Source organism: Pilosibacter rotomagensis, assembly GCF_045062245.2.
Taxonomy (GTDB): domain Bacteria; phylum Bacillota; class Clostridia; order Lachnospirales; family Lachnospiraceae; genus Pilosibacter.
The window spans coordinates 746,857-772,220 of record NZ_CM170323.1 but is presented as its reverse complement, the minus strand read 5'-3'; the positions used below and the strand labels follow the sequence as shown (position 1 = coordinate 772,220).

Genomic DNA, 25,364 nt, shown 5'->3' with positions numbered 1-25,364 from the left:
TCATTGTCCTTTTTCCTGTGATTGGTCTTTATCTCTTACAAGAGAACTCAGCAATAACTTCATCTTTTTCCGGTAGAACTTTGTTCTTTTGATGTACCGTGGAATCGTCATGTGATACGCCTGCATAAATTCCAGTATCCATGCCAGATCATAGGATTTCTCGGTTGACCAGTCACGATATTTTCTATGACAGACAAGCCAAACACCAATGATATTGTAATCCAACGCATCTTCATCGGTTTCATCTTGAATACAATGACCGCAGAGGAAGCGGTATGCCACCGGATCATGGGCATATGTGCGTTCAAAACGCTGCCATGCCACTGCGATATCGTCCTTTGTCCAGTGATTTTGCATTTTCCCACTCCCTCCGGTCATTTTTTCTTATTTCTTTTCTTTCACCATGATATTCTTGCTGTCTGCCAGCACCTCGTAGAACTTGCCGTCCTGCGCGGTCTGAAGCTTACGGTAATTGACCTTTACGCCGTCATCGAGGTCAAGCTCGATGCGAGAAAGTGCCAGATGGCTGATCTTCTCATCATACTCCCGGCATTCCTTCAGCTGCTTGGCGAGTTTATCCTTGCGTTTGGAGGCTGCTGCCACCTCACGGGCATTCTCGCTGTGATCCATCATATCCTGCATCCGGTTGATCTCGGATTCATATACGCGCTGCATCTTGTGCAGGTAGTCGATGCGCAGGTTTCCGATGGTATCCGGCGTGTAGCGGTGCAGGTAGACCAGTGCCTTAAAGCCGTTCTGCTTGCCGCTGTCAAACAGCCAGTAGATCGGACGCTTGCCGGAGCCAGTGACAGAGTAAGTCTGGCAGTGATCCTTGAAGAAATCGTTCAAGAAGTAGTTGCGGATAATCTCCCGGCTGGTGCTGCCCTTATTGCCGAGGGCTTTTGCGATATAATCAAGGTTTGCTTCCAGCGTATCAGCACCGTACACTGCTTTCAGCCATGCACACAGGCGCGATACAATATCATCGTCCAGATATTCTTCATCGGTGATGGGGATAACATTGTCAGCATCCGGAATATAGCTCTGGTATTTGCTGCTATCCCACTCGCCGCCTGCATAGGCCAATCCTTCCACATCCAGAGAGTAGCGGCCAAACATGCAGCCCACAGCGTAGCTGAGCAAACTCTTGATGTCCCGCTGCAAGTCAGCCTTACGCACCGTCACATCTTTATCTTCCACTTCCGGGGTCAGTTCATCCTGCAAACCGTAAATGTCAATAAAAATGCGGTTCAGTTCTTCCTCGTTGGCTTTCAGCTGGTTAAAACGGTCATCACATTCTGACTGCCACTGGGTAAAGGCCTCCGAAATCGTGGAAACGTTACGGAGTAAGGGATGTTTCTTAAAGTCCCAAGAAATCTCAAAAGAGTCCCACTCTGCGTTACTGCCATCAATGCAATGTTTAACACGCTCTACTATACTATCCAAAGAATCCGACTCTATCAGTGGCAACTTTCTAAGATATCCAGATTCAAATCCCATCGAAGGTGAGAGAATCTTTAACAGTGAAGCGGCTATTTTGGAGTTCATAAATCCAAGTAAATAGTATTTTGTCTTTTCATTATTGCAAAACAGTCCATATCCACTGTTAGAATACAAAAATCCTACCGGGCAAAATCTAAATGAGGTCTTCTCTGTTCCAATAACAGTCCAAGTCAATGCAGAACTGAATATATAATCCAGATTATAGTTATGTGAACGTATCCTACCTGTCTTTTCATCTTTGAAATTCTGAATTTCAAACCCATCATTTTCCCAGTTTACTACTGTATCATTATTGCCGTACCATTTTCTCTGTTCCCCTCCCTTAGCAAACGGGAACCATTTCTTTCGGCTCTCAACAGCTTCTTTTCTTGACGAGATATTAATTCCAAATTTGTTACGGTTCACCTCAAACCAAAGTCGAATGAATCTATCATTATTTGCGGTTGCCATACCAACGCGAGGTTCCGAAACATCACCAACTAAATGTGACTTTTTAAATGCCGACAAAACAACATCTGACGCCCAGTATGCAGTATAAGGTGTCCCTTGAATTTCTCTTAGTTGTTCATTTGTTTTATTAAAACGGTGTTCACCAGAAATAAACATAGCAGCTTTTGCTGCTTCATTTTTTCCGCCAACTAATTGAACAAAGGTGCTATTATAATTTGAGAAAAAGTCATTGCAGAACACAAAGCTGCTTGTCTGAACAACTTCCCCATTTATCTCATCAAATGCATGTGGTCCTAAATGTGCCAAATTTATCAGTTCTTTGTTTAATAGTTTATCGCGTAAATTCTCATAGCTTGCAAGAAACATCCATGCATGTTGTGTTATCATCGCTTGATAACCACTCACTCGCGTCATCAAACCACATCGTTCAATAAAGACAGCAAAGAGATCTACTTTACTATCAGGATAATTTGCTTTAACAAAGTCATTCACTTTAGGGCTTAAATTACTTATAGCTGCATACGGTGGATTCGTAATGGTCACCCAATATTTCCGTGCCATCGTCTCACCAATGTCAACAAGCCGATTCAGCTGCTCGGCAGTATCTTCCACGCCCACGCTATCCATGCTGATCTGACCTGCGGTATCTTCTGCTGCCACAAACCGACGCAGCAAATCCCAGTTATAGCTCTCCACATTCAGGATAGAGCCATACTCCTTGGCATCGGTCAGAGTGTCCAGCAAACCTTCCAGCTGCATCTTGGCGGCGTTCTTCTCAATATCGTCCATGCCCGCACCAAAATATTTCAGGTGCGCACGGTTGATGCTGTTGCTCTCCTGAATGGCATAGACATGGCAGGTGTTCTCACCGTTGAGGATACGACGGTTGTACTGCCGTGCTTTCATCATCACGGCAAAATACGCCAGCTGATAGGCACGGTCATCAATGTCCAAACCGTAGATGTTATGTTCCAGAATGCTCTTTGCAGCATCACGCTGGCTGTAACCAGCACTCTCGTAAATCTGCATCAGCACATCAAAGGCGTATACGAGGATATGGCCGGAACCCATGCAGGGGTCGATGAGCTTGATGTCTTCCGGGTTCAGAGCGGCGTACTCTTTACGAATTTCCGAGAGTTTTGCCTGCACCTCTGGCTCCTGCTGTGCCTCTTCCAGATAGTATTTCCAGTTTTCTTTCAGGTCGCAGTCCGGGTGTCCTTCCACCCACAGACGGCCAAGGCTGTTTTCCACCATGTAACGAACGATCCAGTCCGGGGTGAACAGCTGGGTTACGGCAGGGATTTCCTCTTTGGTAATCTTTCCGTTCTTGGCAAAGGCAGCGGCCTTCGGCTCAGTGTTGTAATACTGGTACAACCAGCCGATGATTTCCACCTGACCACCGCGCTCGATGTTGAAGTCATCCTCCGGAATATCGTGAATCAGATGATAGACCACGCCATCCTGGTCAATAACGGACAAGCTGAGCAGTAGCTCGGTGTAGTTCTTTGTCTTTTCAAACAGAGCAGGCAGAATCTCGTTCAGGGCATTGCACTGTTTCAGGAACAGGATGCGGAACGCTTCGTCCAGCTTGTTGTCCTGCTTCAGCTGGAAAATCTGAGCCTCTTCCTCCGCAGTAAAGGGCAGCTCTGCGTCAAACGGTGTCGTGACCAGATCTGGCTCCAACTTTCCGCTCTCGGAAGAAAGCACTCGAATATGGGAAGGCAGATAGTCGTTGACCTCCATGAAACGGATCGCAATCAGGCGATTGAACCATGTATAGGCAACCTCCTCGATCACATACTGATATGCGGTTTTGTAGTCGGTATCTTTTTCCTTCTGCTGGATGACCTCTATCAGCTTGTCACGCTGCCGCACGGCCTCGCCGGAAATCGAATACGGTTCTGCAGTGCCGATATCAAAGAACTGAGTGCCGCCGAAGCTCTGCGGCAACGGCTTTGCAATGCCCTCCTCCGTAATACCGATCAGGCGGGCATCATAGCTGACATCTGCAATCAGCTTATTCCGCGCCCAGATCGCAAAATTCTTTATGGCTGTCTTGTTCATGGAGCCAATCCTCCTGTCATTTATAGTTCAATGTTGACGATGGTATCTTCGTCCATCTCTTTCAGCAGGTTTTCGCGCAATGCAGCAAGGTATTTATCAACATCATCCTTACTCTCCAGCCGCCACGATGCAGTCTTGGCAACCGTCTTGATGGAAACATTCTTCGTGGTGCGCACCTTATATACCGGCTGCGGTTCTGCCACCTTTTCTGCCGGTTTCACGGTCTCGCCGCGCTTTTCCGCCTCTTCTTCCTGACGCTTACGCTCTGCCTCGGCCTTTGCCGCTGCCTCCTGCACAAGACGGATATCTTCTGCGTTCATCTCGTTGAGCAGGCGCAGCTTCAGTGCCTCCGCCTTATCTGCATAGCTGCGCAGAGTGGAAACATTGTTGCAGTGCTCCGCACCGTCCATGATCTCCTTAAACAGTTCCAGATAACGGTTAAACTTTGCATCCTTATAGGGCTTGGTGTTCAACACTTCAAAGACACGGTTCCGATCCTGATTGATGGAATCCTTGACCGGCTCTGCCTGCTCTTCCAGAATGCGCATATAGCAGTTCATAAACTTCTCGCGCAGCTCCGGCAGCTTTGGAATTTCCTTGTAGGGCTTCGCCATCCGGACGATGGTGCGCATCTTAGCCACCACGTCTTCCAGTTCTGCATCCACGATGTAGGTCTTGCTGTCCTCGTAGATATTCAGCATATCCAGCGCACGGGTGAAGATGGTCAGCTGCTCACTGCCAAAGAAATCACGGATAGGCTCATAGTCCTCGCCAAAATCCATCAGATCGTCCTGCTCGTCAAATACAGTCTTAAAGAATTCCAGCGGTGCCTGAATCTGCACCAGTGCGGAAAGCCGCTTCTTGCCCTTTTCCAGAAGTTCCTTTCCTGGATAGGCGTAATTCTCATATTTCGGTTCCAGCCGCTCAATCTCAGTGATTCGATTCTCGCAGTAATGCTGGAAGTTCTTCATGATGGTATCTTCGTCATCGGCAGGCGGTGCCACCTTGAACAGCTCTTTCATCACGGTGCGGACGGCCTTTTTCTGGTTTTCCGGCACACGGACGCGCACTTCCGTCAGCAGCTTATCCACGAACTGCTTCTTCGTGATGTAGCCGATGATTTCTTCCTCGGAACGGTTATTCAGATTGACGCTCTCACCATTGACCGTAAAGGACAGATCTCCACGCTTAAAGAGACGTGCCACCAGCCAATGGATGTCATCTTCCACAAAGCCATAGGGTGCTTTCATAAAGCGATCCTTGATGGTTTTCATAGAAGTTTTCATGTGCATCCGGGAGTTACCTGCCACAAATTGCAGCACATCATCCAGCGCGTGAACATTGGATTCTCCGGTATCTCCCAGTGCCAGCGACAACTGATTGCTGGTCTTGAACATCTTCCGGATGTCTGCTTCGCCCATCGCTGCGTCAATGTAAGACAGCTTGTGGTAAACCGTCTGCACCAATCTTCCGATAGCCTCGTTGATGCGGCTGGTCACTTCCTTGCCGGAAGTGTGCAGCACATCGCCATTGACATAAATGGTAGCCTCTTTCAGAGCTTCCGTCAGGTAAAGCTTGGCGTTACCGTTGCGTTCCCGCATCTCCACACGCTTTGCTTCCTTAATGGTCTCATACTTGGCAAGCTGCACAGAAGTATTCTTGCGCAGGAACCGCTCAATTTTCAAGTATGCCCGCATTTCCGTCAGGAACGCATCATCATTCGGCAGAACCACAAGGACTTCCTTGCCCTGGCCAGAGAGCAGGCGCAGCGTACCATCATCGGTGCCGCCCTCATACCACGGGGTCAACACACGGAGACCGATATCGTAATTCTGGTTTGCCTTATAGGGGCGGTCATCCACTGCCTGATTGAAGGAGAACGCATACCGTCCACCAAAGCTGGGGTACTGATACTTCTTGCTGGAGAAAATGTCCTCATAGATCATCTCCGCAATCTTCGTGATGACCTCCGGCATCTCCACATTTTCTTTTTCGATTTCGTTGTTGATTTCCTGTTCTTCATCGGTCAGGAATACATAAACGGAGCCATTTTTCTGGATCAGCATCTGGCGCATCAGCACTTTCAGTGCATCCTCCACCTGTGCCTTCAAAGAAATACGATCATCGTCAATGCTGGTAATCATCAGGCTGACGATGTTGTCCACGTTGGCTTCGATCTCCAGAACATATTTAATCAGGAAAAGGGTCTTCAACACATTGATCGCAAAGACATCTTTTTCCTTCTTTTCCGGGTTGATGTAGCTGTTATCATAAGCGCGGATGATCACGCTGCTGTGGCTGTGGTCGAGGAAGTTCTCCAATGCATCATAGAACCGATAGAACGGCACGATTGCCCCCATCTCATCGTCCATCAGCTGCATGGCAGACTCTTTGAACAGAGCCAGCATGGAACGTTCACCTTCGGACAGGTGCTTGCCGGATGCACCGTGGGTACGGATGCTGGTCAGCACGCTGGCAAGCAAATTAAACTGGTATGGAACAAAAGGATAAACCTCTGCAAAGTCTTCTGCGTTGGCGTACAGTTTTTTCTCCACGCCGTCGTTGAAGACAATCAGATTTTTGATGATGGTTGCTTTCTGGTCATAGAGCAGACGCAGGCTCTGTGCTGCTGTCTCGGTCTTATCCAGAATACGCTTTTTGATAACAGCGTCCACATTGGCAGAGGACAAAGAAAGACGTGTATCGAAACGTCCTTGAATCTTGGAGAAGTCGTTACCCTTCACCTTGGTAATGGAGTCGATATCCTGCTGGCTCGTTACGATTACCCAAGCCTTGCCCATGCATTCCTTGCCCAGTTCTTCCGTCACTGTCTGAAGGTTCAGCATCAGTTTGGAATCATCACCAATGTACTGGCCAATCTCATCTACAAGGAAAACCACATGGTGGTTGTTACCTTTTTTCTCAATATAGGACTTTACACGCTTGGCGAAATCCTCAATGCTGATCTGGTAGCCCTCGGTTGCTTTCTCACACCAGTTACGAGCAGCCGATTCGCTCATGAAATCCATGTCAGAAAGAACATCGACAACGGAATCCTGAATGAAATCGAAGTCCTGGCGAGAGCTTTCCCACGGATCTCCATACTCTTCTTCAAACTTTTCCTTAAACTCTTCAAAACGACCTTCCTCGGAAAGCCTGCGCTCCAGGTCAGCAAGGTGAGGCATGGAGCCGCAGAAGCCCTGCATTTCATTGAAGACCTTCAGGAATACGTTCACAATGGCATCTTTATTTTCTTTGCCATTCGAATCGCTTTTGGAATCAATGTTGAAAAGAATTACGTCCGATGGGGTGTTTGCTGCCAGCTGCATATCTGCCAGCACCATCTGATTGGTAATCTTCTGATCCTCAATGAAGTAGTCGATGGCATGTTTGTCTCCGACCTGTTTATTCTGAAGCAGATAGGACAGGATTTTCAGGAAATGAGATTTACCACTTCCAAAGAAGCCGGAAATCCAGACACCCATTTTCGGTGTGGTTCCCTGAATACCTTTTTTATATGCTGCAAAGAAATCCGCAAAATGACGCTGAAGCTCACGGGTCACAACATACTCTTCCAGCTCCTGCGCTACATTTGTTTCTTCACCCTGACCGACAATGATAACGCCCTGTATCTCACGGTCAATTTTCTTTCGGAACATGTCCTTGATCTGCATAACTGTTTCCTCCATCCATTACTTTACCAGTCGGAATGCCCGGTAATAGTTATCGTCTTTAATCTCATTGAACAGGATCAGCTCCTGTTCATTATAGGTTCCCGGAAAGAACATCACGACCGGGCAGCGCACAAACGCCTGGTGCAAGTTGTTAAGCACCTTGTGGGAGCGCAAAATCGGATAGCACTTGCCGATACCGGTCAGGAACACGACTGCATTCTCCGGCGTATGTTCTTTGATATATTGCACGATCAGGCTGTCATCGTCATTTACCTTCATGGAGTTGGTCACAGCCTTGACGATACGCTCGATCCCTCGCTTTTTTTCAAAGTCATAGCACTTTTCCATGAAGTTTTTCTTTTCCAAAAAGTCAATGATGATATCATACAGGTCAAAGACCACAAGCTCAAAATCATCATCACCCCGGTCGTTCTTATTTTTCAGATACTCTACACGCTCCCGAACTTCCAGTTCCTTTTCCGGTGGATAATCAAACACCCAATAGTTGACCTCATTTGCGCGGCCTGTTCCTTTTCGGAAAGACGGCTTATGGATTGCAAGCTCCATCTCATCCAGTCTTTGGCTTAAATCCATTTCATCTTACCCCCGTCAGTGTTTTTACCATGATGCCAAGGTCATGGTCATAAAGCCAATGCTCAAATGCAATATCAAGAATTGGCTTCAGTATTTTTCTTGTGCTGTTTGCCCGGTTGCTTTCTAAAAGCCCAGCTTCATAAAGCTGCGTTTTATAGCAGGAGCCGAGGCGGTGCAGCGTATAGTCTTGAAGAGAAGCCACTTTCTCACTCTGTTCCTGCTTATTTTTGAAGAATATCCGGATATCTGCATCCGTCAGCTCGTCGGAACCAAGAATCATTTTTTCCCGCACTACTTCATACACAAAATCAAAGAACAGCGTGTCATGCAAAAGAGCCGCAGTCAGCACAAATAATTTTTGTGTAGCAAGATCACTGCTCAGAAAGATTGGGTAAAAGCTTTCATCTAATGTCTTGATACGGGCTGTTACGGTAGAATAAATCTGCTGCGCTCGTAGTTTTGTCGGTGCGCCATAGATGTTTGTCTCTTCATTCAACTTTTTAATGTCTGCAAAGCTCTTACCCTCGCTCAAAAGCTGCACGGTTTTCCGAAATTCCATGAACCAGAACGAAAATTTTACGGCTCCAGCACTATACGGTTTTCTTTCCATCTTCGTTCTCTCCATTTCCGGATTTTGTTTTAATGTATCTGCCGCTTTTGATTCTGGCATCCTTCGGCTTTTCGGCGTTAATAGGAATGACCCACTGATGGCCTAAACGCTCGGCACCATCAATTCGCCCTTCTGTGCATAATGTCTGTACTCTCCTTGTGCAGATGCCCCATTTTTCAGAAGCCTGCTTAATCGTCATGAAATCCATACGGAACCTCTTTTTCGATGTCTAAAGTCACTCGCAGCAAGTTAAAATTTCTCATTTATATTCTACTCCAAGAAACGAACAAAATCAATCGAAAGTTCTTCCAAATTTTGAACGATTTTTTTAGAATCCACTCTTCTGCAAGCAGGGCTTTCGTGACACGAAAGCGATTTTCTGCTTGTTGGGGAAACTCCCCAATCCCCATAGAACGCTGCCTGCGGCATCGAGCTGCGCATCCGTTCCGGATGCTTCAACGCCAGTTCCTGCCAAAGAAAAAAGCCCGGTGCAGCATGAGCATTACACCCACACTGCACCGGACTTTCCATCATCGACTACTCTGTCTATTTTCTTCTTCCTGCCGCACTTCCTGCTCATGCATCTGCTCTTTTTTCTGCTCGTCCTCTTTTAGGATTTCCTGCACAATCTTCTGTGCCACAAGCCAATCCTGCATTTCAGATTTGGTCTTGCGGTACTCTGCATAGGAGCTTTTCTTTCGTTCCAAAAGCATTGCATACTCTGCGTTCAGCTCGCTGATGCGCGGGAGCTTTTTGTCAGAACCGTTCTCTTTCTTATAGGCATCAAACGCTTTTTTCGCTGCGCTGCGTAAGGCCAGCGTATCCCGATGGGCTTCATAGAATTCCCGATTGTAACCGGATGCTTTATACGCGGCAAAAACATCTTTTGTCTTAGCGTAATTGATTAGATGCTTCCGCAACACCGACACTTCCGACATCCGTGCCTCATCCGCCTTTACAGATTCCAGCAGCGCATCACATTTTTCAGAAATTCCATCTGCCTTTTCTTTCAGCTCTGCATAGTTCTTGATTCCATGCTCTTCCATGAACATCATAGCTTTTGCCATCTGCTTCAGATTAAAGACTTTCGCCCAACGCGCATATCCCGCGCCTTTGCCCGCCTGCATTTTGGCACGGACATCAATCAGGAACGACAGCTCTGCCTTCTGATGCACCTGTGCTGACCGTGCGTTTGTACGATTTTTCTCTGCAAATTTGCTTTTATGAACCGCATTTCCGGCAATCACTTCGCAGAGTTCTTCGACCGAATATCCTTTGCCAAGAGAGCGGAAACGAGCAAATCTGGCGTGGCCTTTTCCCCGCAGGGCAGGCTGTTTTCCATCTTTATACTCGTATCCGGCCTCCTGCAAAATTTCAATCAGTTCCCGAAAGTCTTTTGGATTTCTTGCCAATGCTGCATCAATGGCCTCGCATATTTCATCCCGCTGCGATTTTTTCTCCGGGTATTCCGTTCTCTTCTGCCGCTCTCCATAGGGCTTCCGGATAATGACCGACAACCGGTGTTCCAGACAGACGATATCACTGAGCCTTGCCAGTGCAAGACCGGATAAGCGAAAATCTCGGAATTTTCTGGTGCTGTCTAATGTAGTCGAATTAAAAATAATGTGGTTATGAATGTGTGCACGATCAACATGGGTAGCCACGATAAAGGCATGTTTTCCCTTAGTAAAGCGCATGGCCGTCTCATATCCAACCTTGTTCGCCTCCTCCGGCGTGATTTCTCCGGGCTTAAAAGATTGCCGAATCTGATATGCAATCACATCATGCGCCTGGGTTCTACCGGTGATATGCTCATACTGCCGTTTGGAAAGCAGAAATTCTTCATCACAGGTCTTTGCGTCACAGGCATACGCGCTGATATATTTTCCATCTTCCGTCTTTGCTGCATTCTCAGTATAATCAGTACGGTCAGCCAGACACTGCGCTACCGTCTTTCCTTTATTGATATGCAGCGCAATTAGTCTTGTAGCCGCCATTTTCATATTCCTCCATCTAAAAAGAGCTACCCGAAGGCAGCTCTTACCAATCTACTATTCTCATTTTAACATCCGTTCCCGGTCATAAGCTCCCTGCAAATAAACGGCCTGCTTGATGATTTCTTCCATATCGAAATAGACACACATAATGCTTTCGTACAGCTTCCACACATTAGATTCGCTGCCGCCCACCATTTCCATCAGCTGGTCTTCCATCTTCGATTGCTCAGACTGTTTTTCCTGATAAGCTGTCTCTTCCACAAAATGATTCTCTCCATCTGTTTCCTCGTACCGTAAATCATAATAATCTTTCATAAACTGAATATCCATCTAATCCCTCCTGAACTCAAATTGTCAAAACATCCTCTACACGCTCACACAGCTGTTCCATCAGTTCCATGATGCCGCCCGCACCAACCGCAGCTGCGAACAGCCCCATCTCAATCAGGGTCAGCAGGAAGACATCCGTCCAGCTCGCTCGAACCACAGAATAGATGCCGCAGCCAAGAACGAAAAGCATGACCGGCGAAAGCACCCACAGGGATAGCTGCATCAGCAGATTCCCGATAAAGCATAGAAATCGCAGCAGAAACGCAACCGGCAGCAACAGGATTTTCAGCATCAGCTTCAACAAAAAACATACGATCTTCATGGATTTCACCCCTTCGTTTTTCTTTTCATCTTCATTTTACTGTACACGCTTGCCAAACACCACGATGTCAACAGGGAAACTCAAAAAATATGTAATGACACAGACTGTTTCATCTGTGCCATGTGCAATAGAAATTCCGCACGTTTGCGCCGTCATCGAATACCAGAAAGCCTCTTTAAGATCAGCTTTTGTATCTCCCAGAGTTCATCCAGTCGCTTCTGCAAATCCCGGATATCCTCCGCATAGATGCTTCCAGATTCATTGGCGCGTTTTGCGTACTGGTTCAGGTTGTTGCTGCATCGGCGAAGAAGTGTGGATACCTGCGCCACATCCGACAAATCAAGATTTACGCAGTACCCGTCCATCGCCATTTTTCTCATATAGGCACCGGTATTCCGAATCCCCAATTCTTTCTGCTTTTCACGAATCCTCGCCAGCTCTTCCGGGTTTACCCGGACATTGATCCAGTGTTCCCGAACACTCATAGTGCCACCTCCTCATCATTTCGATGTGTCATCGGCGGAATGCACCCTGCACGGTCACGCAGCTCTGCCAGGACAGACGGCTTTTCCGTTGTTCTCTCACGGTCTGGATCATCATTTTCACGGTCATCCATATTCAGCAGTGCGTCCAGTTCTGCCAGTCTTGCACTCTTTTCCGCCAGTTCTGCCTCCTGGGGGAACGGCTTTCCAAGCTCGGCCTGCGCAGCTTCCTGCTGGCTCCTAAGATTGTCCAGCTGCTGTTCCGCCTTCCCCAGCCTTGCAGGAATCCCGGCAAGAGCATTATCCAGACGCTGGATATTGCCCGCAGCACTGGTGCCGATGGGCACCCGGTAGGTCATCTCGCCTTTCAGCAGCACCTGATACTCTTTCTGGAAGCTGTCATATGACAACTCCATCTTGAAACCGCGATAGCTGCCAAGCGGCACCGGCTCCAAACTCTGATTGGCTTTACAGACCACAAGAATTGCTTCACCGGCCTCGGCTTTTTCAGTAAATTGTGTGCCATTCACCTCCATACCGCAGAACTCCTCTTCCGGCAGCGGATGTGCCGCCACCGTCCGAATATCCGACTGAAAGCCCTTGATGAACCCTTGCGTTTTCTCAATCTCCGCAGGGAAATATTTCATCAATTTATCTTCCAATCGGTACTGCTGGCTCTGATGATCCGCCTTCAATACTTTCAGCCTTGCAACATCTACATCCAAGTCCATTTTCTCCTTGATTTGCGGGTCTCCGGCACAAAGTGCCTTGATCTCTGCATAGGAAAGAGCCTGCTCATCTACATCATCACAGGAACGTACCGGAGATTTGCTGGTCATGATCTGGCTGATAAATTTCTGCTTATTCTCCAGTGTCTGATAGAGGTAGGCATCAAAAGTTCCTTCCGTCACATACTGATAAACCTGCACTTCTTTGTTTCGGTTTCCCTGACGGATGATACGACCATTTCGCTGGGTCATATCCGCAGGCCGCCAGCCCACATCCAGATGATGCACGGCCACCAGCCTGTCCTGCACGTTCGTGCCTGCACCCATCTTCTGTGTCGAACCTAACAATACCCGTACCTGTCCGGTACGCACTTTGGCAAACAAATCTTTCTTCTTTGCCTCAGTATCGGCATCATGAATAAATGCGATTTCTTCTTCCGGCACACCGGACTGAATTAGTTTGGCGCGGATATCCTCATAGACATTGAAGGTTCCATCGTTCTTCGGCGTGCTGAGGTCGCAGAACAGCAACTGGGTCAGCTTATCCGACTGTCCTTCCTCATAAATCCGAAGCACATTCCGCACACAGGCGTTGAGCTTGCTATTTGGGTCATCCGGCAGGAGCGGATTCATCAATCGCTGATCCAGTCCCAGCTTTCTGCCATCCGATGTGATTTTCAGCATGTTATCGACCGACGGGTCTACCACACCGGAATGCACAGCCGCCGCCCGTTCCGAAAGCTCCGCCACCATCGCCTGCTGATGCTCCGAAGGCTGCACCACCACGGTTTCAAATTTTGCCTCCGGCACCGGCAGATGCAGCTGATCGGAAGTCTTGATATCTGCCACTTCCTTGAACATATTCATCAGCTCCGGCAGGTTGAAGAATTTTGCAAATCTTGTTCTTGCCCGGTATCCGGTTCCTTCCGGTGCCAGCTCAATGGCTGTGGTGGTCTCACCAAAGGTAGAAGCCCAGCTGTCGAAATGGGTCAGCCCTTTCTGCTGCAACGTGCCGTACTGGAGATACCGCATCATGGTGTAAAGCTCCGTCATGCTGTTGCTGACCGGGGTGCCGGTCGCAAAAATGATGCCGCGCCCGCCTGTCAGCTCGTCCATATATTGGCACTTCATAAACATATCCGAAGATTTCTGCGCTTCCGATGTGGACAATCCCGCAACATTGCGCATTTTTGTGTAGAGGAACAGGTTCTTGAACGCGTGTGCCTCGTCTACGAACAGCCGGTCTACGCCCAGCTGCTCAAAGGTAATCACATCGTCTTTTCGGTCGGTTGCCCGGAGTTTCTCCAATCTCGCCTCCAATCCTTTCCGGGTCTTTTCCATCTGTTTGATGGAGAAACGCTCGCCATCTTGGGATTTCATCTCAGCAATAGCATTTTCGATTTCATCAATCTGGGCAGTCAAAATCCGCTCCTGCCGTTCTGCGGACACCGGGATTTTCTCAAACTGAGAATGCCCGATGATAACTGCATCGTAATCGCCAGTGGCAATTCGTGCGCAGAACTTTTTTCTGCGGGCAGTCTCAAAGTCCTTTTTGCTTGCCACCAGCAGTTTTGCACTCGGATACAGGCGTAGGAACTCGTTTGCCCACTGAAGGGTCAAATGATTCGGAACGACAAACATGGATTTCTGGCACAGTCCCAGCCGCTTTGCCTCCATAGCAGAAGCTGCCATCTCGAAGGTCTTACCGGCACCTACCTCGTGGGCCAGCAGCGTATTGCCGCCGTACAGCACATGAGCAATGGCATTCTGCTGATGTTCACGCAGCCGGATCTCCGGATTCATACCGCCAAAGCGGATATGAGAACCATCGTACTCACGAGGACGGGTACTGTTGAACAGCTCGTTATACTTTTCCACAAGTTCCGCACGGCGATAAGGGTCTTTCCACACCCAGTTCTGGAACGCATCCTTAATGGCCTGCTGTTTCTGCTGGGCGAGGGTAGTCTCCTTTTTATTCAGAACCCGCTTCTGCTTGCCGTCTGCATCCTCCACGGTATCGTAGATACGGATGTCCCGCAGATTCAGCGTATCCTCCAGAATCCGGTAGGCGTTGGCTCTGCTGGTGCCGTAGGTCATATAGGCATGGACATCATTCCGGCTCGGTGTACTCTTACCGGTGATCTGCCACTCTGCCGTCATGGGCGAGAATTTCACCTCGATGTTCCGGCGCAGATAAAACGGCGGTTCAAAGGTCTCTTCCATAAACTGCTGGATATAATCCCGATTGACCCATGTGGCACCAAGGCGCACATCAATCTCTGAAGCGTCCAGGTCTTTCGGCTGCGCCTTTCTCAGATATTCCGTATTTACCGTAAAGGCAGGGTCAGAGGCCGCAGCCAGTTCTGCCACTCGGAGCTTTTCCCGGACATTGCCTGACAGATATTCATCAGCTGTTACCCAACCGTTTTCCTCACCGCCCTGCGTCATCGGGTCTTTGAAAATGACACCATGCAGTTCCTGCTGGATTTTTTCATATTCCCCCGGCGTTCCTAAAAGCTCCGACATATAGGGCAAATCCACTCCGCCGCGCTCTCCGATAGAGATTGCCAGAGCTTCAGCCGGAGTATCTACGCTGGTAACAGCCCGTTCCGGTCGAATCGTCCGTTTGGTGAACATATCCGCCTTGGATTCCAGCCTGCCGTTTTCGTCTACGTTTTCCAGAGAGCAAAGCAGATAATAAGACGAATCTTCCGAAAAAGCCTGTGCATTTGCACGGGAATTGATAAGTCCATACTGATCGGCGAATCGGTCATAGACCACATTCAGTTCCCGCTGTTTCTGGGCAATCGCGTCCTCCGGATAATCGTTCAGCTGATAGTCGATCAATTCCTGCACAATGGTACGAAGTTCCACCATACCCTTGATCCTGCCGGTGGCTGTCGCAGAAAGGTCAGCTTTCCGCATGATGCTGTTCTCACGGAAGTAAACATCCCCATCTACCACCGCATAGGAGAAGTTCTTTACATTTGGGTCTGCCGGAATGGTTTCGCCCTGCAAGGACAGCTCTTCCTCTGGTGCCAGCTCCTGCGCTTCATAATGACCACCGATGTGCTGCACAGCCTCATGCAGCTGGTCTCCCAGATCTGCATCCGGAATCGGAATGACCGTACATTCTTCCTTGCCGTACTGGGTACTCTCCGTTGTAATCTCACCCAGCACCATTTCCGGGTGGTCAACAAAGTAGCTATTGAGGGTAATACCCTCCGATGTCAGCCCCAGATGCACCCAATCCGGTTCGATATTAATGGGATGGTCTCTCTTTTGCAGGAAAATGATATCCGACACTACATCTGTACCGGCATTGGCACGGAATGCGTTGTTGGGAAGTCGAATGGCTCCCCGTAGTTCTGCCCGCTGTGCCAGATACTTTCGCGCGTCCGGATTCTTGGAATCCATCGTATAGCGGCTGGTAACAAAGGCCACGATACCACCGGGACGAACCTGATCCAATGCCTTGGCAAAGAAATAGTTGTGGATAGAAAAACCGAGCTTATCATAGGGCTTATCGCTGACACGGTAGTTGCCAAAGGGCACATTGCCCACGGCCAGATCATAGAAGTCGCGCCGGTCAGTGGTCTCAAAGCCTGCTACCTTGATTTCTGCCTGCGGATACAGCTTTTGCGCAATGCGCCCGGTGATGGAATCCAGTTCCACACCATACAGTCTGCTTCCCAGCATGGAATCCGGCAGCATACCGAAGAAGTTGCCGACACCCATCGACGGTTCCAGAATATTGCCTTTCTCAAATCCCATACCGTCCAATGCTTCATAGATTGCACGGATCACGGTAGGGCTGGTGTAATGTGCATTCAGAGTCGAAGCCCTGGCTGCGGCATATTCTTCTTCCGTAAGAGCTGCTTTCAGCTCCTTATATTCGCCTGCCCAGGCAGTTTTCTCTGCATCAAAGGCATCTGCCAGCCCGCCCCAGCCGACATAATTGGCCAGTGTTTCCTGTTCCTCCGGTGTCGCATCCCTGTTCTGGTTTTCCAAAGTTTTCAGCGTATAGATGGCATCCATGTTGGCACGGAATTTCTGTTTAGGACTGCCTTCACCGAGGTGAAAGCTGTTGATGCGGTAGTTCTCCGCATGTTTTGCTTCATGCCCTGCCCGGAACGCTTCTTCTTTTCCAGGATTCAGATCAACCACCAGATTGTGCAGGTGAACATTTTCCTCATGCCCCAAAAGTCTTGCCAGATTTTCCTTGCTTTCCGAGCGGAAGATCGGATACACGGAATCCGGGTCCCGAAGCTCCACATCGAAAAGCCCGACTTTTTCAATCGTAAATGCCTTTCCGTCCAGATACAGCGTATCGCCGACACGATAATCCGGCTGCACCGGAGCTGCCGGTTCTGGCTGCACAGTCGCAGGCTCTTTTTCAGCCTCCATGTTCCTGCCGCGAATCTCCTGCAACGCTTCTGACGCGCTCACATAATCGGCAAATGTCTGCACTTTTCCGTCCGAATATCCGTAATACTCTTCTTTGACATAATCCCAAATGGCAAACGCATCTTTAGAATCCGGGAAGTTCTCGCCGGTCATCGTGACTACAAATCGTTCATCCGGCGCATAGCCAAACTCTTTGTCAAGTTCTCTGGCGTGTTCCTGCATTTCCAGAACCAGAGGATCTGTCTCTGCATGAGCCGGTTCGTGTGCTTCTTCGGATTCCACATCCGGGAATGGAATGTCCTGCTGCAAATCCTGTTTGCTCTGCTCAACATAGAGCCAGTCTTTGGCTTCCCGTTCCTGAACTTTTTTAATCAACTGCTGCCGATAGGTCTCTGCCTCCCATTCGCTGGTAAACTCTTCGCTGACACCATCCGGTTCCACATGAATGCCATCCTGAATATCATCCCAAACCGCATAGCCATCGTCAGTTTCCATCACGGTAAAACGCTGGGGTGCCGCCAGTTCACTCCGGGCATAGACATCCGCAGCCGTATTCAGCATCTTGTCCACATGCTCATTTCCGGTATCGTAGCGTTCCGGTGGCGTTGGCGGAAATACATGGGCGGCTGTCGGCATAGGAAGCGGCGCGCCGTATTCCTGCTCCAGCTTCCGATACTCCTCCATTTCCAGCGCAGTCAGGTACTGACCATTTTCCACAAGCCGGTCTAACCGCTTATCCACTGCCGACCATGTGAGGCGCACTTCCCGGTCATGGTCATAATTGCGAAGCAGAATGCCTTTCCCGTCATAATCGGCAAAACCGCGACTGTCATCCATAAAGGTATAGCTGTGACCACCGAGACCGTATTCTGCTTTCAGGAATGCAGCTCGTTCTTTCGCTTCCCCTTGCTGCTGATACAGCGCATAAATACGGATTTTACCGCCCTCAAAATTAGAGCCTGCCCGCAGCATCCGGTCGATTTCATCCTCAGAAATGACAAAAGCGGAGGGCTTTTCGCTCTCCGCTTCTCTGGCTGCATTTTCTGCCACCGCATCAATTTTCTGAATCTGCTCTGCCTCGGACTGAAACAGGCTCATAAAGTTTAGCTGTTGATAAGTTCCGTCAGAATGACTTCCTCTGCCTGCGCTTTCAGCATGTTCATGTGCTGCACCCAGGCCATCTGGTTTAATTTCTTGTCCGGTGCCGGATTCGCTTTCAGAAGCTCCGCCATCATCTGCTCCATCCGTGCGGTCGCGGTCTCCTGGATCTCCCACAGGTGCGGGTACAGTTTCTCGGTCAGGATCAGGTGATTGTACAGCAGCGTGTTGTTCTCCTGCAGGAACGCTCTGCGCATCCTCCCGTACTTGCCCAGCGGCTTCTGTTCCTGCACCGACAACTGGATGTCCGGAATCAGGTAATCGCCGTTCTTCGTGTAATTCAGCTCCATCATAGTTTTGGCTCCTTTCTGCCTGCTTGTCTCTTTCATAGGTTCGGATCGTGCGTTCAATTTCCCGGAAGATCTGGCTGGACATTTCGCTGACCGCAGTTCCCAGCACATTGGCGGCAGCCTGCGTATTAAAATCAAAGATGTCCAGAAAATCCTCGTGTTCAAAATAGTCATCTGCATTGCCTACCGTCCGGGTAAAGACGGAATATGCGATGCTGACAGCGGCGGCTCTCTTAAAGGAAGCTCCGATGTTGAGTTCATCATACCCTTCCAGATAGGAATCTGCAACGATGTCACTAATCTGCCTGCGGTTTTCCTCCCAGTAATCCCTTGCAAGGCGTTCTGCTGCTTCCATGATGTGATTTTCCAGAGAGCCGGCACCGGCAGGAACATCAAATGCTGCATCCAGTGCCTGAATAATCGGTTGCTCATGCTCTGCATTCATTTTCCAGAGCTGTACCGGACGGGAATTCTTCCGTTCTCCGGTATCTGCCACATCAAATACATACCGAAGTCTCGGCTGCTCACCGCGCATGTCCAAAAGAGCAATGCCCTTGGAGCCGCGCTTCACATAGCGATTCATCCTGTCATTCCAGAGATCGTACTCTGCACAGGCTGTTGCTTCCGGTCTCTGCTTATAGATCATCAGCTGCTCCGCAAAGGGATACTTATAAAGCCGTGCGGATGTGGTCAAAAACGCTGTCCACTGCTCTTTGCTGCCAGTGATCTGCGCCGCTGCTTCCTGCGCCATCTGCATATAATAAGCCGTTTTCGTCATCATCTGTATTCTTCCTCCTCTCCCTTATTCGTCCGGATATAAATCCAGTGCCTCATATTCTGCATCCGTCATCTCTGCCAGTTTTGCAAGCAGCGAGGCCGTCCACCTGCGCAGGTTCCTGTCTCTGCCCGTCAGACTTTTCTGCATCGTCTGAAGCTCTGCAATCAGCCCTGTCCGTGTGCCAGGGCTGTAAAGCATCATGAGCATCCATTCGTCATCCGTAAAACGCATTTATAACTCCTTTTCTTCACAGCACCTGCGAGGCGGCGCAGGCGGCACAGCCTCCTGCTTTTCCTTCAGCTGATCCAGAACTGATGCTTTTTCCACCGGTTCTTCCTTCTTTCCGTTATTGATCACGCCGTCAATCATGCCGTAATCGTCTTCCATTGCCATTTCTGCGGCTTTCAGGTAATTCTCCGGTTTCAAAAATCCGGGCAGTTCCTGGAAGCCGATGGAATCCACATAGTGACAGCTTACAACACCATTCTGCCGTAAAGCCACGATGTCAGACACAGAAAGACTATGCCCAGTAAAATCATCAGGGCGGGAAACATTGAATTTCGCATACAGTTCCTCCAACATCGTATTCTGATCCTTGTAGGGAAGAAGCGGAGCCGTATACACCACCTCATAATGGTCAATATCCGGTTCCTGCCCCATCCGTTCCAGTTCGCGCATAGACGAAAAGCGTTCATATACCGTATCCTCGCTGCGGCGAAGCTGCAAAATCGCATACTGGTCGGTAGCGCTGTCGAGAAATGCCATCATTCTTTCGTCCGGTGCCTGCGTTCCATGCACTTCATCCCATTTTTCAATTCTTGCCATCGTTCATTTCTCCCTTCTCCATAAACGGCAGGCCGTTTTCCTTTGCTTCCTGTCGCTGCTGTTCCCGCCGCTTTTCACTATAAGGCGGTCGGATACCGACGCAGCGTTTCGGAATCGTATAAGTGACCGACCCATGCTCCCGGTGCTCCAAAATAAACTGCTCCGGATACTGTTTTCGCAGTTCCCGAAGCTTCTTAATCAGGCGGCTGTCATGGGTGTAAATACTGGCGGTATCCAGTTCATTGTCAAAATTGACGACGGTTTCCTGCTCCGCCTTCGTAAGCTTGTATTTCATCGCTCTGCCTCCTTCGCCTTGGCAGCTTTCACCGGCGTATCCGTTTTGGACGATAAATCCGAGAGTTTACCCAGCACAGATTCCCGTCTGCTGTTTTCTGCATTCTCTGCACGATCACAAAGTTCATCATAGTCAATCTCCGTCATGGTACGGCCACCGAACCCATAATCCGAGAGAATCTGGTCTCTGGCTGCATTCATGCTGATTTCCGGGTTGTCGATCTGGCCGCCGTCAATTTCCATGAAGTCCTTATGATATAAGGTATAGTCGTAACCGTCCTCACAGGTCTGAATGGCAAGAAAGCCCTTGCTTCCCAAATCCCATGCACTGCGTTCTTCCGTAATCAGCGGCTCCGGGCGGCATGTACCACCGCCGCGTTCCAGCATTTCTGCCAGCTGACAGATGTGCAAAACATCATACCCAAGGCGCAGATGATATTCGTCCATATATTCGCAGCGAGCTGAGAACTTCCGGTTCGGATACTCGATCTCCACTGCACTGCCATCCGGAATTCTGAACCGATCCTCGTAGTTGCTGGTGATAAACCGGATATTTTTTGCATTCTCCAGCTCAGGATCAGCCTTTTTCATCTGCCAGAGAACCTTTCTGCCGCCGCGTACCTGCTCCAGCATCTCCGGAGCTACCGGCGCAACGGCAAGACCGTCAAGCTGGGGAATCTTCTGGATTGCCGCCATCCTCGCGCTTTCTTCCAGCGTAGAAAACGGCTGTTTATCCAACACATCCCAGCCAATGTGTCCCTCGGCAATCTGCACCTTGCTGTCCATATCAAAGCAATGGAATTCCACGCCGTCCTGCTTTTCCTGCAAGGAAAGCAGAGCGACATTATCCACCAGATAAGCTGCATTCATCATTTTCATGCTCATTTTTTACCTCCAAACTCCAGCTTAAACACTGCTGCGCCGTCCTCGCCGGTCTCTACATGAACGGTTGTGTCATAGTAACGTCCAGACTTCCTGGAATAGCAATGGGTAAGCCGTGCTTTTCCCTGATTTACTAGTTGCTTTGCCAGTTCCTCCGTCATCTGCTTTCCCAGTGTCTGAAAGAACCTGTTTTCCTTCCAGAGCGCAAATTTACAGCCCTTATCACTGCAAAACCATCCCTTTGCCGTTTCACAGACATCACTGCCGCAGGCCGGACAGGAACCAATGACTTTCCGTTCCGGCTGCATCAGCACATCAGCACCTTTTACAGCCTCGTAGGTTTTAACAAGTCCGCTGACCATGCTGCTGATTTCACCCATAAAGGCATCGCTGTCATACTCGCCGTGTTCTATTTTCAGCAGTTTTTCCTCCCAGTCTGCCGTCATGGATGGGGACTGAATCTGTTCCGGCACCACCGTCACCAGTGCATTTCCCTTGTCCGTAGAGCAAAGGTATTTCGTTTTCTTATCGCCCCTGCGCTCGATAAAGCCTTTCTGTACCAGTTTTTCGATGATGGCAGCGCGGGTGGCTGGTGTGCCGATGCCTTTTCGCTCTACACCAGCCGGAAATTCATCCGAGCTGGCACTCTCCATCGCTGAAAGCAGAAGATCTTCAGTAAATCTCTTAGGCGGGCTGGTCTTGCCCTCTTTCAGATCGACACCGACAAGTTCCAGTGTCATGCCTTCCGAAAGCTCCGGAAGATCACCTTCCTCCGCATTCTTCTCAGCATCTTCAACCGACTTTCCTGCATATCGTCTCCAGCCCATATCCGTGACTGTTTTGCCTTTTGTACGGAACTTCTGACCGGCGCATTCTGCTTCCACTATGGTTTCTGCATAGCGGCAAGGTGTTCCGACTGCACAAATCAGCCGCACCGCCAGCATGGTAAGAATCGCCTGTTCTCCACTTGGAAGAGAGGAAATGTCATAACCCGCCGCTGTTTTTGTGGGGATTATGGCATGGTGATCGGTGACTTTCTTGGAATTGATGACCTGTGCTGCATTCACCGGTGCCGGTGCATCCGGCTGAATCTGAAAGCTCTGCTGAATCACGGAAACAAGTTCCGGCACAAGCGGTGCCATATCATCCGTCAGATACCGGCTGTCAGTACGGGGATAGGTTACAAGTTTCTTCTCGTACAGAGCCTGCGTGTAATCCAAGGTCTGCTGGGCAGTGAATCCCAGCTGCCGGTTTGCTTCTCTCTGAAGCGATGTCAGATCAAACAGAGCCGGGGTCTTCTCTGATTTTTCTTTTTGTTCTACCTTGGTAACGATGGCATTCCCCGCCTGGCAGCACTCTGCTACCAACTTCTCTGCTTCTGCTTTTTCTTTCATCCGCTCACCGCCCGCTTGAAAATCTCGGAATTTCAATTCTGCCGAGTAGAACGGCTCAGGTTTGAACGCCCGGATTGCTGCATCCCGCATGACCACCATCGCAAGGGTTGGTGTCATCACACGCCCCACATTCAGGGTCTGCCCATACAGACATGAAAAAAGCCGGGTGGCGTTGATTCCGACAATCCAGTCGGCACGCTCCCGGCATAAAGCCGCCTCATATAAGGCATCATATTCTGTTCCCGGTCTGAGCTCCTGAAAGCCTTCCCGGATAGCACTGTCCTCCATCGAGGAAATCCAAAGTCGTTCCACCGGCTTTTTGCAGCCGCACTGATGGTAAACCAATCGGAAAATCAGTTCTCCCTCACGGCCTGCATCGGTTGCACAGATCAGACTCTCTACATCCTTCCGCAGCATGAGCTTTTTCAGGATTCCAAACTGCTTTTTCGTACTGGTAGACACCTGATACTGCCAATGTTCCGGCAAAATCGGAAGGTCATCATACCTCCACTTGGCATACTTCTCATCATAGGCTTCCGGCTGGGAAAGTTCCACCAGATGCCCCACACACCAGCTGACAATGTAGCCATTGCCCTCCATATAACCATCCCCGCGCTGATTTGCTCCGATCACTTTCGAGAGGCTCATGGCTACCGAGGGCTTTTCCGCTAATACAAGCTTCATTCGATACTGCTCCTTTCGCAAAAAATTAGCAGCCAGGCACCGAAGCGCATGGCTGCTATGTAAGGAACGGTATTCTGTTTTAGGTCTACAAACTGGAATTGTTATCTATCTTTTTTTTGATACAGAACGCAATTAACAACAATACAAATTACCCACACAACAGCACTTGCAATATCAAGTACCGGGATAAGTGGACTGATTCTTTCTATTCCATAATTGAAATCAATCAAAATACGGATTATTGAAATGATTAAAGCTATTATAAACGCAATAATTGCGCACAATCTAACTTTCCTGCTCATAGGCACCTCCACAACTTACGCTTTGTATCACTGTTCTCTCTATTTTATCAGATATCACCTACAGTTTCCATAGCTTCATTGCTCAAAACACTCCATTCACAAACCATTTAGCTATGTAAAAGGGACGGCTTCTCAGCCGCCCCTCAGGTCAACACAGTCTTAATTAGACAGGTTCATCATCCGATTCCGCTTCGTAATCCTCGTTTACATCCACTTCTTCGTCCTCGTCACCGTCATCCTCCGGCAGCTGGAGCGCGTCTTCATCCTCATCGTGATAATCCGCATCAGGGTCCGGTTGATTTTTCTTAGATGCAGGCTTTACGCCCTTCATCTTGATATAGAGATAACCGCCGACACCGGCTGCACCAATCACAAACAGAAGCAGCATAATCATCGGAAGCGGAGACGCTTTCTTCTGCTCGCTCTCTGTTTTCTGCTCTTCCGGTGCAGGCTCCGTCTCCTGCGGCTTTTCGGTTTCCGCAGGTTCCGTGACTTCCGGTTCCTTCTCCTGATGCTTGGCAGCTTCCTCTTCATCCATCAGAGCAAGCAGATCGGCCTCATCCACCATATTCAGGAAATGCACATTCTGGTTGCCGTCTTTATCGCGGTCGATAATCAGATAGAAGGTGTTGCCCGCCTTTGTCACCAGCGTGATGAACTGCTGGCTGGATTTATCTTCTTCCTCACCGATATCATCCACCAGCGTCATATTACCTTCCGGAGTCAAAGCTGCACTGGATTCCTTCTCATCCTCGGATGACATTCCGCCCTGCATCAGATCCAGAAACAGCTTCAGAGCATCTTCACTGAACATGCTGCTGTCTTTTGCGGAATCCGTGACATTCAGGTACTTTCCATGTGCATACCCGGTTTTGCCGTTGAAGTTCACCTTATACCAGTCACCGCATTTTTCGACAATCTCCACCGTATCGCCGGAATGCAGATATCCGATAATCTCCTGATCCATGCCGGGACCGGAACGGAAATGCAGGCTGGTGATACCCGGCACCACCGTACCCATCTGCTTTTGGGACTTTTCGCTGCCGATGTTGTATTCCTTGCCGCCCACCGTAACGATCAGGTTCCCATTCGCATCCGTAGAGACCTCATAGCCATCCGGCAGCACCTGCATGTCCGGGTCGATTTCGATGCTGTCGGTATTGTCCGTTTTCCCTGCATTTGCGCTTTCTGCTGCATCCGCTTCCTGCGCAGCGGTACTGACAGATGTGTTCTTCTGCACATCATCGCCCGTATAGGCAAACGCAGTAGTCGTAAAGGTTCCTGCCGCCATCACGCTGGCAAGCAGCATTGCCATCATCTTTTTCATTCCATATCCTCCGTTTCTTTCTCATCCAGTTTCAGGTTCTCCGGGTTGGGAACCGCAGCCTGCGCCATCTGAATGATGACTGCCAGCTGTTCCGGGGTCAGGCTCTGGGCATGTACCATTTCACAGATTTCGCTGTTTTCCTGTTCGTGGTACTTTCTGTCCCATTCCTTTCTGCGCTCCTCCCACTCATCGCGTTTTCTGCGGGCTTTCTCCCGCTCCGCAGCAATCTTTTCCAGTTTCAAGCTCATATCGTTTCCTTTCCGGGCGAA

20 protein-coding genes are annotated in these 25,364 nt (G+C 49.3%); all 20 read right to left on the bottom strand.

Annotation, left to right across the window (positions count from 1 at the left end; genetic code table 11):
- Positions 1-357: a hypothetical protein gene (locus tag ACI3EW_RS03390; protein WP_257322284.1), complete on the bottom strand. Its 357-nt coding sequence runs from the start codon at positions 355-357 to the stop codon at positions 1-3.
- A 27-nt stretch (positions 358-384) separates the two neighbouring features.
- Entirely contained in the window at positions 385-4,017 is a 3,633-nt protein-coding gene (pglX, locus tag ACI3EW_RS03385; protein ID WP_485663273.1) for a BREX-1 system adenine-specific DNA-methyltransferase PglX, read from the bottom strand.
- Between the two features lie 20 nt (positions 4,018-4,037).
- A complete protein-coding gene (gene brxC, locus ACI3EW_RS03380; protein ID WP_257322282.1) occupies positions 4,038-7,691 on the bottom strand; it encodes a BREX system P-loop protein BrxC in 3,654 nt (1,217 codons plus the stop codon).
- Positions 7,692-7,709: 18 nt separating this feature from the next.
- Positions 7,710-8,285, bottom strand: a complete 576-nt coding sequence (locus ACI3EW_RS03375) for a DUF1788 domain-containing protein (protein WP_005929853.1) — start codon at positions 8,283-8,285, stop codon at positions 7,710-7,712.
- A gap of 1 nt (position 8,286) precedes the next feature.
- On the bottom strand, positions 8,287-8,895 hold the full coding sequence (locus tag ACI3EW_RS03370) for a DUF1819 family protein (protein WP_097772845.1): 609 nt from the start codon (positions 8,893-8,895) through the stop codon (positions 8,287-8,289).
- Positions 8,876-9,103 (bottom strand): helix-turn-helix domain-containing protein, encoded by a 228-nt coding sequence (locus ACI3EW_RS03365; protein ID WP_002576387.1) that lies wholly within the window; start codon positions 9,101-9,103, stop codon positions 8,876-8,878. Before ACI3EW_RS03365 ends, ACI3EW_RS03370 begins: the two co-directional genes overlap by 20 nt.
- A gap of 322 nt (positions 9,104-9,425) precedes the next feature.
- The gene (locus tag ACI3EW_RS03360) at positions 9,426-10,898 is read right to left on the bottom strand and encodes a relaxase/mobilization nuclease domain-containing protein (RefSeq protein WP_405582540.1); all 1,473 of its coding nucleotides are present in this window, start codon (positions 10,896-10,898) and stop codon (positions 9,426-9,428) included.
- 54 nt (positions 10,899-10,952) lie between these two features.
- Positions 10,953-11,222: a hypothetical protein gene (locus ACI3EW_RS03355; protein WP_008396502.1), complete on the bottom strand. Its 270-nt coding sequence runs from the start codon at positions 11,220-11,222 to the stop codon at positions 10,953-10,955.
- A 16-nt stretch (positions 11,223-11,238) separates the two neighbouring features.
- The gene (locus ACI3EW_RS03350; protein WP_173744949.1) at positions 11,239-11,544 is read right to left on the bottom strand and encodes a hypothetical protein; all 306 of its coding nucleotides are present in this window, start codon (positions 11,542-11,544) and stop codon (positions 11,239-11,241) included.
- Positions 11,545-11,696: 152 nt separating this feature from the next.
- The gene (locus ACI3EW_RS03345; RefSeq protein WP_485663272.1) at positions 11,697-12,029 is read right to left on the bottom strand and encodes a plasmid mobilization protein; all 333 of its coding nucleotides are present in this window, start codon (positions 12,027-12,029) and stop codon (positions 11,697-11,699) included.
- Positions 12,026-14,557: an SNF2-related protein gene (locus ACI3EW_RS03340; protein WP_485663356.1), complete on the bottom strand. Its 2,532-nt coding sequence runs from the start codon at positions 14,555-14,557 to the stop codon at positions 12,026-12,028. Before ACI3EW_RS03340 ends, ACI3EW_RS03345 begins: the two co-directional genes overlap by 4 nt.
- A 3,707-nt stretch (positions 14,558-18,264) precedes the next feature.
- Entirely contained in the window at positions 18,265-18,609 is a 345-nt protein-coding gene (locus ACI3EW_RS03335; RefSeq protein WP_242963147.1) for a TnpV protein, read from the bottom strand.
- Positions 18,610-19,411: 802 nt separating this feature from the next.
- Entirely contained in the window at positions 19,412-19,618 is a 207-nt protein-coding gene (locus ACI3EW_RS03330; RefSeq protein WP_097783070.1) for a transposon-transfer assisting family protein, read from the bottom strand.
- The gene (locus ACI3EW_RS03325) at positions 19,619-20,212 is read right to left on the bottom strand and encodes a YodL domain-containing protein (protein ID WP_253095020.1); all 594 of its coding nucleotides are present in this window, start codon (positions 20,210-20,212) and stop codon (positions 19,619-19,621) included.
- Positions 20,199-20,507, bottom strand: coding sequence for an immunoglobulin (locus tag ACI3EW_RS03320; protein ID WP_097783068.1), 309 nt, complete (start codon positions 20,505-20,507; stop codon positions 20,199-20,201). Before ACI3EW_RS03320 ends, ACI3EW_RS03325 begins: the two co-directional genes overlap by 14 nt.
- On the bottom strand, positions 20,504-21,391 hold the full coding sequence (locus tag ACI3EW_RS03315; RefSeq protein WP_485663271.1) for an LPD16 domain-containing protein: 888 nt from the start codon (positions 21,389-21,391) through the stop codon (positions 20,504-20,506). The genes ACI3EW_RS03320 and ACI3EW_RS03315 overlap by 4 nt, the downstream gene beginning before the upstream one ends.
- A complete protein-coding gene (locus ACI3EW_RS03310) occupies positions 21,388-23,466 on the bottom strand; it encodes a DNA topoisomerase 3 (RefSeq protein ID WP_485663270.1) in 2,079 nt (692 codons plus the stop codon). The genes ACI3EW_RS03315 and ACI3EW_RS03310 overlap by 4 nt, the downstream gene beginning before the upstream one ends.
- A 101-nt stretch (positions 23,467-23,567) precedes the next feature.
- Entirely contained in the window at positions 23,568-23,768 is a 201-nt protein-coding gene (locus tag ACI3EW_RS03305; RefSeq protein ID WP_485663269.1) for a hypothetical protein, read from the bottom strand.
- Positions 23,769-23,931: 163 nt separating this feature from the next.
- On the bottom strand, positions 23,932-25,095 hold the full coding sequence (locus ACI3EW_RS03300) for a CD1107 family mobile element protein (protein WP_257331997.1): 1,164 nt from the start codon (positions 25,093-25,095) through the stop codon (positions 23,932-23,934).
- The gene (locus tag ACI3EW_RS03295; RefSeq protein WP_013274293.1) at positions 25,092-25,343 is read right to left on the bottom strand and encodes a DUF4315 family protein; all 252 of its coding nucleotides are present in this window, start codon (positions 25,341-25,343) and stop codon (positions 25,092-25,094) included. The genes ACI3EW_RS03300 and ACI3EW_RS03295 overlap by 4 nt, the downstream gene beginning before the upstream one ends.
- Between the last annotated feature and the right edge of the window lie 21 nt (positions 25,344-25,364).

What these genes read in the sequence shown, in the direction of transcription:
- ACI3EW_RS03360 (WP_405582540.1), bottom strand. Translation starts at nt 10,898, where the DNA reads ATGAAAATGGCGGCTACAAGACTAATTGCGCTGCATATCAATAAAGGA.
- ACI3EW_RS03365 (WP_002576387.1), bottom strand. Translation starts at nt 9,103, where the DNA reads ATGGATTTCATGACGATTAAGCAGGCTTCTGAAAAATGGGGCATCTGC.
- ACI3EW_RS03370 (WP_097772845.1), bottom strand. Translation starts at nt 8,895, where the DNA reads ATGGAAAGAAAACCGTATAGTGCTGGAGCCGTAAAATTTTCGTTCTGG.
- ACI3EW_RS03305 (WP_485663269.1), bottom strand. Translation starts at nt 23,768, where the DNA reads ATGAGCAGGAAAGTTAGATTGTGCGCAATTATTGCGTTTATAATAGCT.
- ACI3EW_RS03315 (WP_485663271.1), bottom strand. Translation starts at nt 21,391, where the DNA reads ATGAGCATGAAAATGATGAATGCAGCTTATCTGGTGGATAATGTCGCT.
- pglX (WP_485663273.1), bottom strand. Translation starts at nt 4,017, where the DNA reads ATGAACAAGACAGCCATAAAGAATTTTGCGATCTGGGCGCGGAATAAG.
- ACI3EW_RS03310 (WP_485663270.1), bottom strand. Translation starts at nt 23,466, where the DNA reads ATGAAGCTTGTATTAGCGGAAAAGCCCTCGGTAGCCATGAGCCTCTCG.
- ACI3EW_RS03330 (WP_097783070.1), bottom strand. Translation starts at nt 19,618, where the DNA reads ATGCGTTTTACGGATGACGAATGGATGCTCATGATGCTTTACAGCCCT.
- ACI3EW_RS03325 (WP_253095020.1), bottom strand. Translation starts at nt 20,212, where the DNA reads ATGGCAAGAATTGAAAAATGGGATGAAGTGCATGGAACGCAGGCACCG.
- ACI3EW_RS03350 (WP_173744949.1), bottom strand. Translation starts at nt 11,544, where the DNA reads ATGAAGATCGTATGTTTTTTGTTGAAGCTGATGCTGAAAATCCTGTTG.
- ACI3EW_RS03295 (WP_013274293.1), bottom strand. Translation starts at nt 25,343, where the DNA reads ATGAGCTTGAAACTGGAAAAGATTGCTGCGGAGCGGGAGAAAGCCCGC.
- ACI3EW_RS03390 (WP_257322284.1), bottom strand. Translation starts at nt 357, where the DNA reads ATGCAAAATCACTGGACAAAGGACGATATCGCAGTGGCATGGCAGCGT.
- ACI3EW_RS03320 (WP_097783068.1), bottom strand. Translation starts at nt 20,507, where the DNA reads ATGAAATACAAGCTTACGAAGGCGGAGCAGGAAACCGTCGTCAATTTT.
- ACI3EW_RS03300 (WP_257331997.1), bottom strand. Translation starts at nt 25,095, where the DNA reads ATGAAAAAGATGATGGCAATGCTGCTTGCCAGCGTGATGGCGGCAGGA.
- ACI3EW_RS03335 (WP_242963147.1), bottom strand. Translation starts at nt 18,609, where the DNA reads ATGGAGCTGAATTACACGAAGAACGGCGATTACCTGATTCCGGACATC.
- ACI3EW_RS03375 (WP_005929853.1), bottom strand. Translation starts at nt 8,285, where the DNA reads ATGGATTTAAGCCAAAGACTGGATGAGATGGAGCTTGCAATCCATAAG.
- ACI3EW_RS03345 (WP_485663272.1), bottom strand. Translation starts at nt 12,029, where the DNA reads ATGAGTGTTCGGGAACACTGGATCAATGTCCGGGTAAACCCGGAAGAG.
- ACI3EW_RS03355 (WP_008396502.1), bottom strand. Translation starts at nt 11,222, where the DNA reads ATGGATATTCAGTTTATGAAAGATTATTATGATTTACGGTACGAGGAA.
- ACI3EW_RS03340 (WP_485663356.1), bottom strand. Translation starts at nt 14,557, where the DNA reads ATGAATCCGGAGATCCGGCTGCGTGAACATCAGCAGAATGCCATTGCT.
- brxC (WP_257322282.1), bottom strand. Translation starts at nt 7,691, where the DNA reads ATGCAGATCAAGGACATGTTCCGAAAGAAAATTGACCGTGAGATACAG.